The sequence below is a fragment of the Saccharopolyspora antibiotica genome (genome assembly GCF_047200635.1).
Lineage (GTDB): Bacteria > Actinomycetota > Actinomycetes > Mycobacteriales > Pseudonocardiaceae > Saccharopolyspora_C.
This window is the reverse complement of record NZ_JBJZOI010000030.1, coordinates 1-13,091: the sequence shown is the minus strand read 5'-3', so window position 1 is coordinate 13,091 and position 13,091 is coordinate 1. Positions and strand designations below refer to the sequence as shown.

Annotated in this window: 13 protein-coding genes; 5 read left to right on the top strand and 8 right to left on the bottom strand. The window is 72.1% G+C overall.

All coding sequences use genetic code 11. The annotated features are described in order from the left end of the window. Positions 1–2: 2 nt before the first annotated feature. On the bottom strand, positions 3–863 hold the full coding sequence (locus ACL03H_RS21495) for a helix-turn-helix domain-containing protein (protein WP_412813102.1): 861 nt from the start codon (positions 861–863) through the stop codon (positions 3–5). Between the two features lie 147 nt (positions 864–1,010). On the opposite strand from ACL03H_RS21495, the gene ACL03H_RS21490 reads away from it, so the two are divergent. From ACL03H_RS21490 to ACL03H_RS21475, 4 genes are all read left to right on the top strand, one after another. Continuing rightward, positions 1,011–1,223, top strand: a complete 213-nt coding sequence (locus ACL03H_RS21490; RefSeq protein ID WP_412813101.1) for a hypothetical protein — start codon at positions 1,011–1,013, stop codon at positions 1,221–1,223. Between the two features lie 308 nt (positions 1,224–1,531). Continuing rightward, a complete protein-coding gene (locus ACL03H_RS21485; protein ID WP_412813100.1) occupies positions 1,532–1,945 on the top strand; it encodes a YbaB/EbfC family nucleoid-associated protein in 414 nt (137 codons plus the stop codon). A gap of 20 nt (positions 1,946–1,965) precedes the next feature. After that, positions 1,966–2,265: a type VII secretion target gene (locus tag ACL03H_RS21480; RefSeq protein ID WP_412813099.1), complete on the top strand. Its 300-nt coding sequence runs from the start codon at positions 1,966–1,968 to the stop codon at positions 2,263–2,265. After that, a complete protein-coding gene (locus ACL03H_RS21475; protein ID WP_412813098.1) occupies positions 2,262–3,536 on the top strand; it encodes a WXG100 family type VII secretion target in 1,275 nt (424 codons plus the stop codon). The genes ACL03H_RS21480 and ACL03H_RS21475 overlap by 4 nt, the downstream gene beginning before the upstream one ends. 56 nt (positions 3,537–3,592) lie before the next feature. Here ACL03H_RS21475 and pyrF read toward each other — a convergent pair whose 3' ends face one another. From pyrF to pyrR, 7 genes are read right to left on the bottom strand one after another with little or no spacing between them, the layout of a single operon-like run. Then, entirely contained in the window at positions 3,593–4,438 is an 846-nt protein-coding gene (gene pyrF, locus ACL03H_RS21470; protein ID WP_412813097.1) for an orotidine-5'-phosphate decarboxylase, read from the bottom strand. Continuing rightward, on the bottom strand, positions 4,435–7,752 hold the full coding sequence (gene carB / locus ACL03H_RS21465) for a carbamoyl-phosphate synthase large subunit (protein ID WP_412813096.1): 3,318 nt from the start codon (positions 7,750–7,752) through the stop codon (positions 4,435–4,437). The genes pyrF and carB overlap by 4 nt, the downstream gene beginning before the upstream one ends. Continuing rightward, complete coding sequence (carA, locus tag ACL03H_RS21460; RefSeq protein WP_412813095.1) at positions 7,752–8,873, bottom strand: glutamine-hydrolyzing carbamoyl-phosphate synthase small subunit; 1,122 nt, start codon at positions 8,871–8,873, stop codon at positions 7,752–7,754. The genes carB and carA overlap by 1 nt, the downstream gene beginning before the upstream one ends. Then, positions 8,870–9,403, bottom strand: coding sequence for a PH-like domain-containing protein (locus ACL03H_RS21455; protein ID WP_412813094.1), 534 nt, complete (start codon positions 9,401–9,403; stop codon positions 8,870–8,872). Before ACL03H_RS21455 ends, carA begins: the two co-directional genes overlap by 4 nt. Then, a complete protein-coding gene (locus tag ACL03H_RS21450; protein WP_412813093.1) occupies positions 9,403–10,701 on the bottom strand; it encodes a dihydroorotase in 1,299 nt (432 codons plus the stop codon). Before ACL03H_RS21450 ends, ACL03H_RS21455 begins: the two co-directional genes overlap by 1 nt. Next, positions 10,698–11,630 carry an aspartate carbamoyltransferase catalytic subunit gene (locus ACL03H_RS21445; RefSeq protein ID WP_412813092.1) on the bottom strand — a complete coding sequence of 311 codons (933 nt, stop codon included), beginning with the start codon at positions 11,628–11,630 and terminating at the stop codon, positions 10,698–10,700. The genes ACL03H_RS21450 and ACL03H_RS21445 overlap by 4 nt, the downstream gene beginning before the upstream one ends. Continuing rightward, positions 11,630–12,229 (bottom strand): bifunctional pyr operon transcriptional regulator/uracil phosphoribosyltransferase PyrR, encoded by a 600-nt coding sequence (gene pyrR / locus ACL03H_RS21440; protein WP_412813091.1) that lies wholly within the window; start codon positions 12,227–12,229, stop codon positions 11,630–11,632. Before pyrR ends, ACL03H_RS21445 begins: the two co-directional genes overlap by 1 nt. A 317-nt stretch (positions 12,230–12,546) precedes the next feature. Here pyrR and bldD point away from each other — a divergent pair, with 317 nt between their 5' ends. After that, entirely contained in the window at positions 12,547–13,035 is a 489-nt protein-coding gene (gene bldD, locus ACL03H_RS21435) for a transcriptional regulator BldD (protein ID WP_009943043.1), read from the top strand. The last annotated feature ends 56 nt before the right edge of the window (positions 13,036–13,091 follow it).

Sequence of the window (13,091 nt, the reverse complement as noted above, 5' to 3'; positions counted from 1 at the left end):
CCTCATTCTGATGCGCGCCGATGCCAGTCATCGGCGAGGTGCTGAACCAGGTCGATCGATTCGACCGGGGAGAGCGCGGACTCGCGAAGCGAGCGGAGCACTTCCCTGCGCTCCGCGACGACCGGTTCCTCTTCGACATAAGACAGACAGCCCACGGTCTCCCCGAGCACCAGGTCGGCGTGTTCGGCGAATTCCAGGTACAGGAAAGGGCCGTCGAGCCCGGCGTGCGCTCCCGCAGAGAGCGGCAAGACCTGCACGCTCACGTTCGCCCGGTGCGCGACGGCGGCGACGCGCTGGAGCTGCTGGTGCATCACCGCCGCGCTGCCGACCAGCCGTTCCAGCACGGTCTGCTCGATGAGGAACTCGAACCGGCGCGAACTGTGCAGCAGGGTCTGTCGTGCGACGCGCTGATCGAGCAGCCTCCTCAGGAGCACCTCGTCGGGGCGACCCGGCAACACCTGCGCCACCGCCGCCACGTACCCCGGGGACTGGAGCAATCCCGGGACGAGCATCGTCTCGTAGCTGCGCAGCGCGGTCGCCTCGGCCTCGAAGGAGGTGAAGTCCGCCCACGTCTGCTCCAACGATGAGTGGGGAATGGTCCACCAATTCGGGCTCATCGCGTTGCGCACCAGGTTGAGGACGTCTTGCCGCTCGCGGGCGGGCACGCGGTAGAAACCCAACAACGCCGCGACGTCATCGGATTTCAGGCCGCGCTGCGCGGATTCCATCCGGCTGAGCTTGGTCGGCGAGATGCCCAGCGCTCGCGCCACCTCCGAGGCGGTGCTCCCGCTGCGCAATCGGAGATCCCGCAATCGGCTCGCGACTCGGCGCGCCCTGACCGGAACTGCCCTGCCGCCGCTCATCCTGCCCCCTCGATCCGTGGGAACAGCGTGCCGAGTTGCCGCCGTGGCAAGCCAGGGCGATCACCCGGAAGAATCATTGCTGGCCGCCCTGGCAACTCCGCAGAGTTCCTCGCACACCAACGAGATCCGAGCATCGGGGAGGCAGGCATGACCGACACCACGTGGGAGATCCCGGCAGCGGCGGAGGCCGGGAGCATCACGATCGCGCTGCGGGCGGGCCGCATCGCGCTGGCTCAGGGAGACGTGGAGATCACCGTCCGGCGGGAGCAGCTGGGCGAGGTCTCCGACAAGCTGTACTTCCTCGACATGGCCTTCCAGGCCGACGCGGAGGAGATCATCGACGCCCTCTGCGCTCGCTGACCGCTCCCCCGCGAAGACGACCGGCCCGTCCACCCCGGTTCGACGGGGCCGACGGGCCGGTCACCCCGGAGCTCGGCCCCCGCGCGGCCCCGCGTTGACCTGGACCGGCGGCGCGATGTTGGATGGGCCTGAGCGCTGGGGGCGCTCGCGTCGGCGGGTCGCTCCGGAGATCCGGAGATCCGGCCTCCGCCGGACGCGCGGAACCGCGGCGGCGCCGCGATCGTCGATCGGGGTGCCGCTGGTCGCACCCGACCCGGCGCGAGGCGCGCTCGGCGCCGCAGCACGCACGACACCGGGGGTTCCACCGCATGACCGAACAATCACCGCAGCAGTTCCTCGCGTCCCTGCAGGGCCGCGCCGACGAGATGGTGCGCCAGTCCCAGCAGTTGCAGGAACGGCTCGGCGCCCTCACCGAGACCGCCACCGAAGGCGGGGTCTCGGTCACCGTGGGCTCCAACGGGGCCCTCCAGGACCTGCAGTTCGACCGGAGCTCGATGCAGCGCGGCCCGTCCGAGCTGCGGGAGGTCGTCCTGCGGCTCGCCGCGCAGGCCCAGAGCTCAGTCGCGCACCAGGTCGCGCGGACGGTGGAACCGTTCGCGGGCCCGTCGGCGATGGAATTCCTGCGAACTCAGCTCCCGGCGGAACCCGAGGACGGCGCCGGGCGTCGGAACGACGATCCGGACTTCGACGAGGACGAACCGCCGCAGACCTACCTGCGGTGAGCACTGGGGAGCGCACTTCCATGTTCAACGTGATACCGAGCCGGTTGACCACGCACTCGCAGTGGCTCACCGGACTCGCCGACGACATCGCGGCCGCGGGGCAGAAGGGCGGCGGGGTGTCGTTCGGCGTCGACAGCTTCGGCCTGGTGGGCCAGGTCTTCGCCGGGCAGGCCCGGCAGACCTCGCAGCAGGCGGCGCAGGAGATCGAGCGGTTCTCCGAGCTCACCCGCGACCTCGGTGAGCGGGTCGACGCGGCGGCGCAGGACTACCAGGACGTCGACGTGCACAACGCGACCTGCCTCGGGCAGGTGCGGATATGACGGACGTGCTCGTCGACGTCGACGGCCAGGCCGTCGAATCCGGGGCGCACACCGCGGGCGCCGGGATCGTGGACTCGGCGCGGGCCACCTGGTCCGCGTTCAACAACGAGGACTGGGGCGAGTTCGCCGCCAGCGGCGGGGTGCTCGCGCTCGACGCGCTGATCACCGCCATCGACCCGGTCGGCTCCGCGCTGGCCGCCGGCGTCGGGTGGCTGATGGAGCACCTGGCCCCGCTGCGCGAGGCGCTCGACTTCCTCGCGGGCGACCCGAACGCCATCAAGGCGGGCGCCGACACCTGGCAGGAGGTCAAGGCCGAGCTGGAGAAGCTCGCCGGGGAGATCCCCGGCCAGGTCCAGGCGCACACCGCCGAGTGGCAGGGCAAGGCCTGCGACGCCTACGTGCAGCGGTCCGCCGAGCTCGCCGAGGGCGTGGAGGCCATGTCGGTGAGCGCCGGGACCGCCTCCGCCGCGATCGCGACCGCGGGCACCATGGTCGCCACCTGCCGCGGCCTGATCCGCGACATCGTCGCCGCCGTGGTCGCCGAGCTCATCAAGGGCGCGCTGGCCGCGCTGGCCGGGTCCGTGGTCAGCTTCGGGGCGACCGTGGCCGGTTACCTCGGTTACGCGGCCGGGCGGGTCGGGATGACCCTGTCGAAGATCGCGACGAAGGTCAGCGAGCTGCTGGGCAAGCTCGGCAAGGCCGGGACGCACCTGGCGAAGGCGCTGGACGACATGGCCGAGGCCAGCGCGAAGGTCGGCGCCAAGCTCACCACCGGTGGGGCGCAGGTGTTCCCCACCTCACCCGGGCTGGGCGGGGCGGCGACCGCCGCCGGGCAGGCCACCTCCCGCGCCTCGGACGCTCTCGGCTCCACCGCGAGCGCGGTCGGCCGGGGCGGCGACGCGCTGGGCAGCGCCGGGGCGCGCACCGCGGACGCGGCGACGGGCCTCGGCAAGGGCGCCGACCAGCTCGGCGGCCGGGGGCTCGGTCTGGTGGACGACGCCGGGGACCTCGGGCAGGCCGCGCAGCGCGGCACGCAGCGGGGCGTGGACGCGGCGACGCTGTGGCGGGAGGGCGGCGGCATCGACGGCGCCGCCGCCCGCGAGACCGCCGAAACGATCTCCGACGTCCGCACCGCCGAGAGCCAGGCCGCGCGCGGCGCCGTCGGCGCCCAGCAGTACCACGAGCAGAACTACGCCGAGGGCGACTACTACGACACCTCGCACCGCCTCGCCGGGACCATCCCCTCCGCCGAGGAGCACTTCCCGAAGTGACGTGAACGGCCCCTCCACCCGACGAGACGGGGTGGAGGGGCCGTTCCCCGCCTGAACTACGACTCCAGCAGCGCGCCCAGCTCGTCGCGGACCCGCTGGGCCGCCAGCCGCAGCTGCGGGACCGACGGGCCGTGGCGGAGGACGTCGCGCGCCGTGGCGGGCAGCACCGAGGGCAGGGCCGCGCCGAAGGTGGCGCGCAGGTCCTGCACCGTCGCGCCCTGGGCGCCGAGGCCCGGCGCCAGGATCGGCCCGTTGAGCCGGGAGAAGTCCAGCTCCCCCGGCTTGATCGTCGCCCCGGCGACGACGCCGACGTGCCCGCCGGGCTCCGCCCCGGCGTTGTTCTCCGCCGCCGCGTCCACGATGGACTGGCTGACCGCGCGGCCGTCCTCGGTCGTGGCGCGCTGCAGCGCCACGCCCTCCGGGTTGGAGGTGCGGGCGAGCACGAACACGCCGCGGCCGGTCTGCTCCGCGATCCCCAGCGCCGGGGCCAGCGAGCCGAACCCGAGGTACGGCGAGACGGTGATGGCGTCCGCCGCCAGCGGCGAGTGCTCGTCGAGGTAGGCGTTGGCGTAGGCCGCCATCGTCGAGCCGATGTCGCCGCGCTTGACGTCCAGCAGCACCAGCGCCCCGGCCTCGCGGGAGGCCGCGACGACCTTCTCCAGCACCGCCACGCCCGCCGATCCGTAGACCTCGAAGAACGCCGACTGCGGCTTGAGCACGGCGACCTCACCGGCCAGCGCCTCCACCGCCGTCAGCGCGAACCGCTCCAGCGCGGCCGGGCTCTCCTCCAGGCCCCAGGCGTGCAGCAGGGCCGGATGCGGGTCGATCCCGACGCACAGCGCGCCGCGCGCGGCGACCACGTCGGCCAGCCGCTTGCCGAAGCCCGCGCGGACCGCCGTCATCGGAGCCCGCCGCCCTCGCGCAGCGCCGCCTGCAGCGCCTGCAGCGGGCGCACGCCGATCTCGCCCTTGAGCGCCGCCTCGATGCCCTGCACGGCCGCCGCCGCGCCCTGCACCGTGGTGATGCAGGGGATGTCGCGGGACACGGCGGCGGTGCGGATCTCGTACCCGTCGACGCGCGGGCCCGGGTTGCCGTACGGGGTGTTCACGACCATGTCGATCTCACCGGCGCGGATCAGGTCGATGACGTCGCGGTCCTCGCCCTTCTCGTTGTGCTTGCGCACCTCCGTGGCGGGGATCCCGTTGCGGCGCAGCACCTCCGTGGTGCCGGAGGTCGCCAGGATCTCGAAGCCGAGATCGGCGAGGCGCTTCACCGGGAACACCAGGGCCCGCTTGTCCTTGTTCGCCACCGAGACGAACACGGTGCCCGAGGTGGGCAGCGAGCCGTAGGCGGCGGACTGGGACTTGGCGAACGCCTGCCCGAAGGAGACGTCGATGCCCATCACCTCACCGGTGGACTTCATCTCCGGCCCCAGCAGCGAGTCGACGCCGTGGCCCTCGGGCGTGCGGAAGCGGTGGAACGGCAGGACCGCCTCCTTGACCGCGACCGGGGCGTCGATCGGCAGGTCCGCGCCGTCACCGGTGGTCGGCAGGATCCCCTCGGAGCGCAGGTCGCCGATGGTGGCGCCGAGCATGATCCGGGAGGCGGCCTTGGCCAGCGGGGCGGCGGTGGCCTTCGAGACGAACGGCACGGTGCGGGAGGCGCGCGGGTTGGCCTCCAGCACGTAGAGCACGTCGTCCTTGAGCGCGTACTGCACGTTGAGCAGCCCGCGCACCCCGATGCCGTGCGCGATGGCCTTGGTGGACTCGCGGACCTTCTCGATGTCCTGGCGGCCCAGCGTGATCGGCGGCAGGGCGCAGGCCGAGTCGCCGGAGTGGATCCCCGCCTCCTCGATGTGCTCCATCACGCCGCCGAGGTACACGTCCTCGCCGTCGCAGAGCGCGTCCACGTCGATCTCGATGGCGTCGTCGAGGAAGTTGTCCACCAGCACCGGGTGTTCCGGGGTGACCTCGGTGGCCCGGTTGATGTAGTTCTCCAGCGAGGCCTCGTCGTAGACGATCTCCATGCCCCGGCCGCCGAGGACGTAGGAGGGGCGCACCAGCACCGGGTAGCCGATCTCGTCGGCGATCCGCCTGGCGGCGTCGAACGAGGTCGCCATGCCGTACTTCGGCGCGGGCAGCCCGGCCTTGCGCAGCACGTCGCCGAACGCACCGCGCTCCTCCGCGAGGTGGATCGCTTCCGGCGGGGTGCCCACGATCGGCACCCCCGCGTCCGCGAGCCGCTGCGCCAGGCCCAGCGGGGTCTGCCCGCCCAGCTGCACGATCACCCCGGCGACCTCGCCGGAGGCCCGCTCGGAATCGACGACCTCCAGCACGTCCTCGAAGGTCAGCGGCTCGAAGTACAGCCGGTCCGCGGTGTCGTAGTCGGTGGACACCGTCTCCGGGTTGCAGTTGACCATCACGGTCTCGAACCCGGCCTCGCGCAGCGAGGTCGCCGCGTGCACGCAGGAGTAGTCGAACTCGATGCCCTGCCCGATCCGGTTCGGCCCCGAGCCGAGGATGATCACCTTCGGCTTCTCGCGCTGCTCGGTGACCTCCGACTCGGCGGCGGGGTCGAGCTCGTAGGCCGAGTAGTGGTACGGCGTGCGGGCGGCGAACTCGGCCGCGCAGGTGTCCACCGTCTTGTAGACCGGCCGCACCCCGAGCCGGTGCCGCAGCGAACGCACACCGTCCTCATCGGACAGTTCCGGGCGCAGCGCGGCGAGCTGCCGGTCCGACAGACCGGAGCGCTTCGCCAGCCGCAGCAGGTCCGCGTCCAGCACCGGAGCCTCGATCAGCTCGGCGCGCAGCTCCACCAGCGCGGCGACCTGGTCCACGAACCACGGGTCGATGCCCGAGGCCTCGTGCACCTGCGCCACCGTCGCGCCCAGCCGCAGCGCGCGCTCGACGGTGTAGAGCCTCCCGTCGTGCGGGGTGCGCAGCGCGTCCAGGGTGGACTCCAGGGTCGCGCCCTCCGGGTCGCCCTTCGTCCAGAAGCCGATCCGCGAGGTCTCCATCGAGCGCAGCGCCTTGCCCAGCGCCTCCTGGAAGGAGCGGCCCAGCGACATCGCCTCGCCGACGCTCTTCATCGTCGTCGTCAGCAGCGGGTCGGCGCCCGGGAACTTCTCGAAGGCGAACCTCGGCACCTTGACGACCACGTAGTCCAGCGTCGGCTCGAAGCTCGCCGGGGTCTCGCCGGTGATGTCGTTGCGGATCTCGTCGAGGGTGTAGCCGATCGCCAGCTTCGCCGCGATCTTCGCGATGGGGAAACCGGTCGCCTTCGACGCCAGCGCCGAGGAGCGCGACACCCGCGGGTTCATCTCGATCACGACCATCCGCCCGGTCTCCGGGTGGATCGCGAACTGGATGTTGCAGCCGCCGGTGTCCACCCCGACCTCGCGCAGCACGTCGATGCCGACGTTGCGCATGTGCTGGTACTCGCGGTCGGTCAGCGTCATCGCCGGGGCCACCGTCACCGAGTCACCGGTGTGCACGCCCATCGGGTCGATGTTCTCGATGGAGCAGATGATCACCACGTTGTCCGCGTGGTCGCGCATCAGCTCCAGCTCGTACTCCTTCCACCCGAGCACGCTCTCCTCGATGAGCACCTCGTGCACCGGGGACTCGGTCAGGCCCAGCGAGGCCATCCGCTCCAGGTCCTCGTGGGTGTGCGCCATGCCGGAGCCCAGCCCGCCCATCGTGAAGCTGGGGCGGATGACGACGGGCAGCGAGTGCTGGTCGACGAAGTCGCGGACCTCGTCCATCGACTTGCACACCGAGCTCTCCGGGACCTCGCCGCCGATCGAGCGGACGATGTCCTTGAACCGCTGCCGGTCCTCGCCGCGCTGGATCGCCTCGACGTCGGCGCCGATCAGCTCCACGCCGTACTTCTCCAGCACGCCGCGCTCGTCCAGCGCCATCGCGGTGTTCAGCGCGGTCTGCCCGCCGAGGGTCGCCAGCAGGGCGTCCGGCCGCTCGGCCGCGATGACCTTCTCCACGAACTCCGGGGTGATCGGCTCCACGTAGGTCGCGTCGGCGAACTCCGGGTCCGTCATGATCGTCGCGGGGTTGGAGTTGACCAGGCTGACCCGCAGCCCCTCCTCCCGCAGCACCCGGCAGGCCTGGGTGCCCGAGTAGTCGAACTCGCAGGCCTGGCCGATGACGATCGGCCCCGAGCCGATCACCATCACATGCTTGATATCAGTGCGCTTCGCCATCAGCGGGCCTCGCTCATCATGCTGGTGAACTCGTCGAACAGGGGTGCGGCGTCGTGCGGTCCGGCCGCCGCCTCCGGGTGGTACTGGACGCTGAACGCGGGGCCGTCGAGCAGCCGAAGGCCCTCGACGGTGCCGTCGTTCGGGCAGTAGTGGCTGATCTTCGCGGCGCCGAAGTCGGTGTCGAACCGCTCGCCCGGCTCGCCCTCGACGGCGAAACCGTGGTTCTGCGCGGTGATCGCGACCTTGCCGGTGTCCACGTCGATCACCGGGATGTTGATGCCCCGGTGCCCGTAGCGCATCTTGTAGGTACCGCGGCCGAGCGCCCGGCCCAGCAGCTGGTTGCCGAAGCAGATCCCGAACAGCGGCAGCTTCCGGGACAACACCTCGCGGGTGAGCGCCACGGCGTGCTCGGCGGTCGCCGGGTCGCCGGGGCCGTTGGACAGGAACACCCCGTCCGGGTTCACCGCCAGCAGGTCGTCCGCGGTGGACGACAGCGGGAGCACGTGCACCTCGATGCCGCGCTGGGCCATCATCCGCGGCGTGTTCGACTTGATGCCCAGGTCCAGCGCGGCGACGGTGAACCGCTTCTCGCCCTGCGCCGCGACCACGTACGGCTCGGCCGTGGTCACGTCACCGGCCAGATCGGCGCCCGCCATCCGGTCCGAGGAAGCGACCTGCGCGACCAGCTCCTCGTCCGAGCCCAGCGCCGCACCGGAGAAGATCCCCGCGCGCATCGCGCCGCGCTCCCGCAGGTGCCGGGTCACCGTCCGGGTGTCCAGTCCCGCGATGCCCACCACGCCCTGCTCGCGGAGCTCCGCGTCCAGCGAGCGCCGCGAGCGCCAGTTCGAGGGCGCCCGGGCGGGGTCCCGCACCGCGTAACCGGAAACCCAGATCCGGGCCGACTCGTCGTCCTCGTCGTTCCAACCGGTGTTGCCGATCTGCGGCGCCGTCTGCACCACGATCTGCCGGTGGTACGACGGGTCGGTCAGCGTCTCCTGATAGCCGGTCATGGCGGTGGAGAACACCGCCTCACCGAACGTGCGGCCCTCCTGCCCGTAGGCGGCACCGCGGAAGATCCGCCCGTCCTCGAGCACCAAAGCCGCCGGGATGTGCGCGGTCATGCCTGTCCCTCCGGGTTGTCATCACGTCCTGCGGCAGGCGCCAGCGCCCGCACCGCGTTCGCCCACTCGTCCTGAGCGGACTTGTCATCCGCGCGGAAGCCGGTGTCGATGTCCTGGTCCCCCAACCGCCAGGTCACCACCAGCATCCCCGCACCGGGAACGACCTTGTTCGCCAGCTTGTGATCCACCCGGGCGTCCAGCACGGACTCCCCGGGGATCCAGATCGGACTCGCACCGGTCCGCTCCAGCAGCAGCCCGGAACCGCGCAGCCTCGCCACCGCGTTCGCCCGGTGCCCGATGTCACCGACCGCGATCCGGTCCTGCCAGTCGCCCGCCCTGGTGCTGCCCACGTAGAAACCGGTGGCGTCGGCCAGCAGCTCCGGCAGCTCGGCCACGCCCTCCGGGACCTGCGGGAACTCCGCGAGCTCCGCTTCCTGGCGCCGCTTGCGGTTCAGCCAGCCGCGGCGCATGGCGAAGAACACCAGCACCAGCAGCACCAGCAGCGCCAGCACCCACAACGTCCGCCCCATCAGCGCCGCACCTCGCCCTCGTGCGCCGTGACCCGGCCGCGCAGCACCGTCGCGCGCACCCGGCCCGGAAGCTCCATCCCCTCGAACGGGGTGTTCGCCGAGATGCTCGCCAGCTCCGCACCGCGCACCGTCCACCGCGCCGCCGGGTCCACCAGCGCCAGGTTCGCCGGCTCGCCCACCGCGATCGGGCGGCCCTGGTCGGGCAGGCCCGCGATCGCGGCGGGGCGCTCGCTGAGCACCCGGGCCACGCCGCGCCAGTCCAGCAACCCCGGCTCGACCATGGTGCGCACCAGCACGCCGAGGGCCGTCTGCAAGCCGAGCATCCCGGGCTTGGCCGCCGACCACTCGCAGTCCTTGTCCTGGGCGGCGTGCGGGGCGTGGTCGGTGGCCACGCAGTCGACCGTGCCGTCGGCCAGCGCCTGCCGCAGCGCCAGCACGTCGGCGTCCGTGCGCAGCGGCGGGTTGACCTTGTGCACCGGGTCGTAGCCGGCCAGCAGGTCGTCGGTGAGCAGCAGGTGGTGCGGCGTGACCTCCGCCGAGACCGAACCCGCCGACTCCCGCGACTTCCACCAGCGCAGGATCTCCGCCGTGCCCGCCGTCGAGACGTGGCAGACGTGCAGGGTGCCACCGGTGTGCCCGGCCAGCAGGCAGTCCCGGGCCACGATCGACTCCTCGGCCGGGGCGGGCCAGCCCGCGAGGCCGAGCCGGGCCGCGTTCGCGCCCTCGTGGGCCTGCGCGCCGACCGTGAGCCGCGGCTCCTCCGCGTGCTGGGCCACCACCACGCCCAGCGCCTTCGCGTACTCCAACGCGCGGCGCATCACCAGCGGGTCGTGCACGCACTTGCCGTCGTCGGAGAACATCCGCACCCCGGCCGCCGAGCGGGCCATCGTGCCCAGCTCCGCCAGCTGCTCGCCGCCGAGGCCGACCGTCACCGCGCCCACCGGGTGCACGTCCACCAGGCCGATCTCGCGACCGCGCCGCCACACGTGCTCCACGATCACCGCGTTGTCCGCCACCGGGTCGGTGTTGGCCATCGCGAACACCGCCGTGTAGCCGCCCAGGGCCGCGGCGACCGACCCGGTCTCCACCGTCTCGGTGTCCTCGCGGCCGGGCTCGCGCAGGTGGGTGTGCAGGTCCACGAACCCGGGCAGCAGCACCCCGCCCCCGCCCGGCACGACCTCGTCGGCCTCGGCGTCCAGGTCCGCGCCGATCTCGGCGATGACCCCGCCGTCGACCAGCACGTCCACCGGTTCACCGTCGCCGTAGGGGCGGACTTCCTCGATCAGGACCCGGCTCATGCCGCGATCTCCTCTCCGGCCAGCAGGTGGTACAGCACCGCCATGCGCACGTGGACCCCGTTGCGGACCTGCTCGGTGATGGCCGCGCGGGGCGAGTCGGCCACCGCCGGCGCGATCTCCATGCCGCGCAGCATCGGGCCCGGGTGCAGCACCACCGCGTGCTCCGGCAGCAGCGCGAGCCGCCGCTCGTTGAGCCCGTAGGCGATCGAGTACTCCCGCGCCGAGGGGAAGAACCCGCCGTGCATCCGCTCGGCCTGCACCCGCAGCAGCATCACCGCGTCCAGGCCTGGCAGCACCGGGTCCAGCTCGTGCACGACCTCCGCGCCCCAGTGCCCGATGCCGTGCGGCACCAGCGTCGGCGGCGCCACCAGGACCACGTCGACGCCGAGGGTGCGCAGCAGGTGGACGTTCGAGCGCGCCACCCTGCTGTGCAGCAGGTCGCCGACGATCGCGATCCGCCGCCCCGCGAGCTCGCCGAGGCGCTCCCGCAGCGTCGCCGCGTCCAGCAGCGCCTGCGTGGGGTGCTCGTGCATCCCGTCGCCCGCGTTGACCACCTGGGTGCCCGCCTCGTCCAGCCAGCCCGCGAGCCGGTGCGCCGCGCCCGAGGCCGGATGGCGCACGATCACGCAGTCCGCGCCCGCCGCCGAGAGGGTCAGCGCGGTGTCCCGCAGCGACTCGCCCTTGCCGACCGAGGAGGCCGAGGCCGACACGTTGATCACGTCGGCGCTCATCCACTTGCCCGCGACCTCGAACGACACCCGGGTCCGGGTGGAGTTCTCGTAGAACATCGTCATCACGGTGCGCCCGCGCAGCGTCGGCAGCTTGCGCACCTCGCGCCCCAGCAGCGTCTGCTTGAGCGTGCCCGCGGTGTCCAGGACCGCCGTGGCGGTCGCCGCGTCCAGGCCTTCGGTGGACAGCAGGTGCCGCATCACCGCACCTCCGCGCTGCGCCGGATGACCACCGAGTCCACCTCGTCGACCTCCGCGAACCGGACCGCGACCTCCTCGCCGCGAGACGTCGGCACGTTCTTGCCGACGTAGTCCGCGCGGATCGGCAGCTCCCGGTGCCCGCGGTCGACCAGGACCGCCAGCTGCACCGCGCTCGGCCTGCCCTGGTCCCGGAGGGCGTCCAGGGCGGCGCGCACGGTGCGGCCGGAGAACAGCACGTCGTCGACGAGGACGACCAGCGCGCCGTCGACGCCGCCCGGCGGCAGGCTGCTCGGCTCCAGCGGCCGGTTGGGACGTTTCCTCAGGTCATCGCGGTAGAGCGTGATGTCCAGCGTGCCGGAGGGGACCTCGACACCGCTGAACTCGGCGATCCGGTCCGCCAGGCGGCGGGCCAGCGGCACGCCCCGGGTGGGCACTCCCAGCAGCACCACTCGCGGATCGTCCCGCACGGCCGTGTCCAGGGCCGTCTTCTCGATGATCTGATGAGCGATGCGGGCGATCGTGCGCGCAACGTCACCGGCCGAGAGCAGCTCCCGCTGCCCGGCCGGATCCGTCGCGCCCGCCTGCCGGCGTGACGCCACGGGTGTGCCTCCTTCCCCGCCTCACTGGACGGGTCCTTAAAGGATGGTTGATTCCCCAGTGGACGCGGTGCGCGTGCACCCGCCCTCCGGTGCGAACATCGACACGCCCACGCGGACGAGCCGTGCTCGCCTTGTACGCTATCAGCGTCACCAGGTCAATCGTCCGGGTGGTGTGTGAGTACTCGCCCCAGCGCCACACGAAGACCAACTTGACCTAGTGACACTTGCGAGCGAACATTACTCTCCGTATCAATCTGAGCTTTCCTCCCCGGCAACCGATCTAGGCTGACGGGGCGAATGAAACGGAGAAACGCCACATGGGCGACTACGCCAAGGCGCTGGGCGGCAAGCTCCGCGCTATCCGCCAGCAGCAGGGTCTCTCGCTGCACGGCGTCGAGCAGAAGTCAGGCGGGCGGTGGAAGGCCGTGGTCGTCGGGTCCTATGAACGTGGCGACCGAGCGGTCACCGTGCAGAAGCTCGCCGAACTGGCCGACTTCTACGGTGTTCCGGTCGCGGAGCTACTCCCGGAAGGGCGGGTGCCCTCCGGCGCCGAACCGGCCACCAAGGTCGTGATCAACCTGGAGCGGTTGCAGCAGTTGCCCGCCGAGAAGGTCGGGCCTCTCGCGCGGTACGCGGCGACCATCCAGAGCCAGCGCGGCGACTACAACGGCAAGGTGCTGTCCATCCGGACCGAGGACCTGCGATCCCTCGCCATCATCTACGACATGACCCCCGGCGAGCTCACCGAACAGCTCATCGACTGGGGTGTCCTGCCGCCCGAGGCGCGACCCGCCCGGGAGGAGTGAGACCACGAGCCACCGGCTGCTGGGGGGGGGGGAGGAAAAAAAGAGAAGGAGAGGGG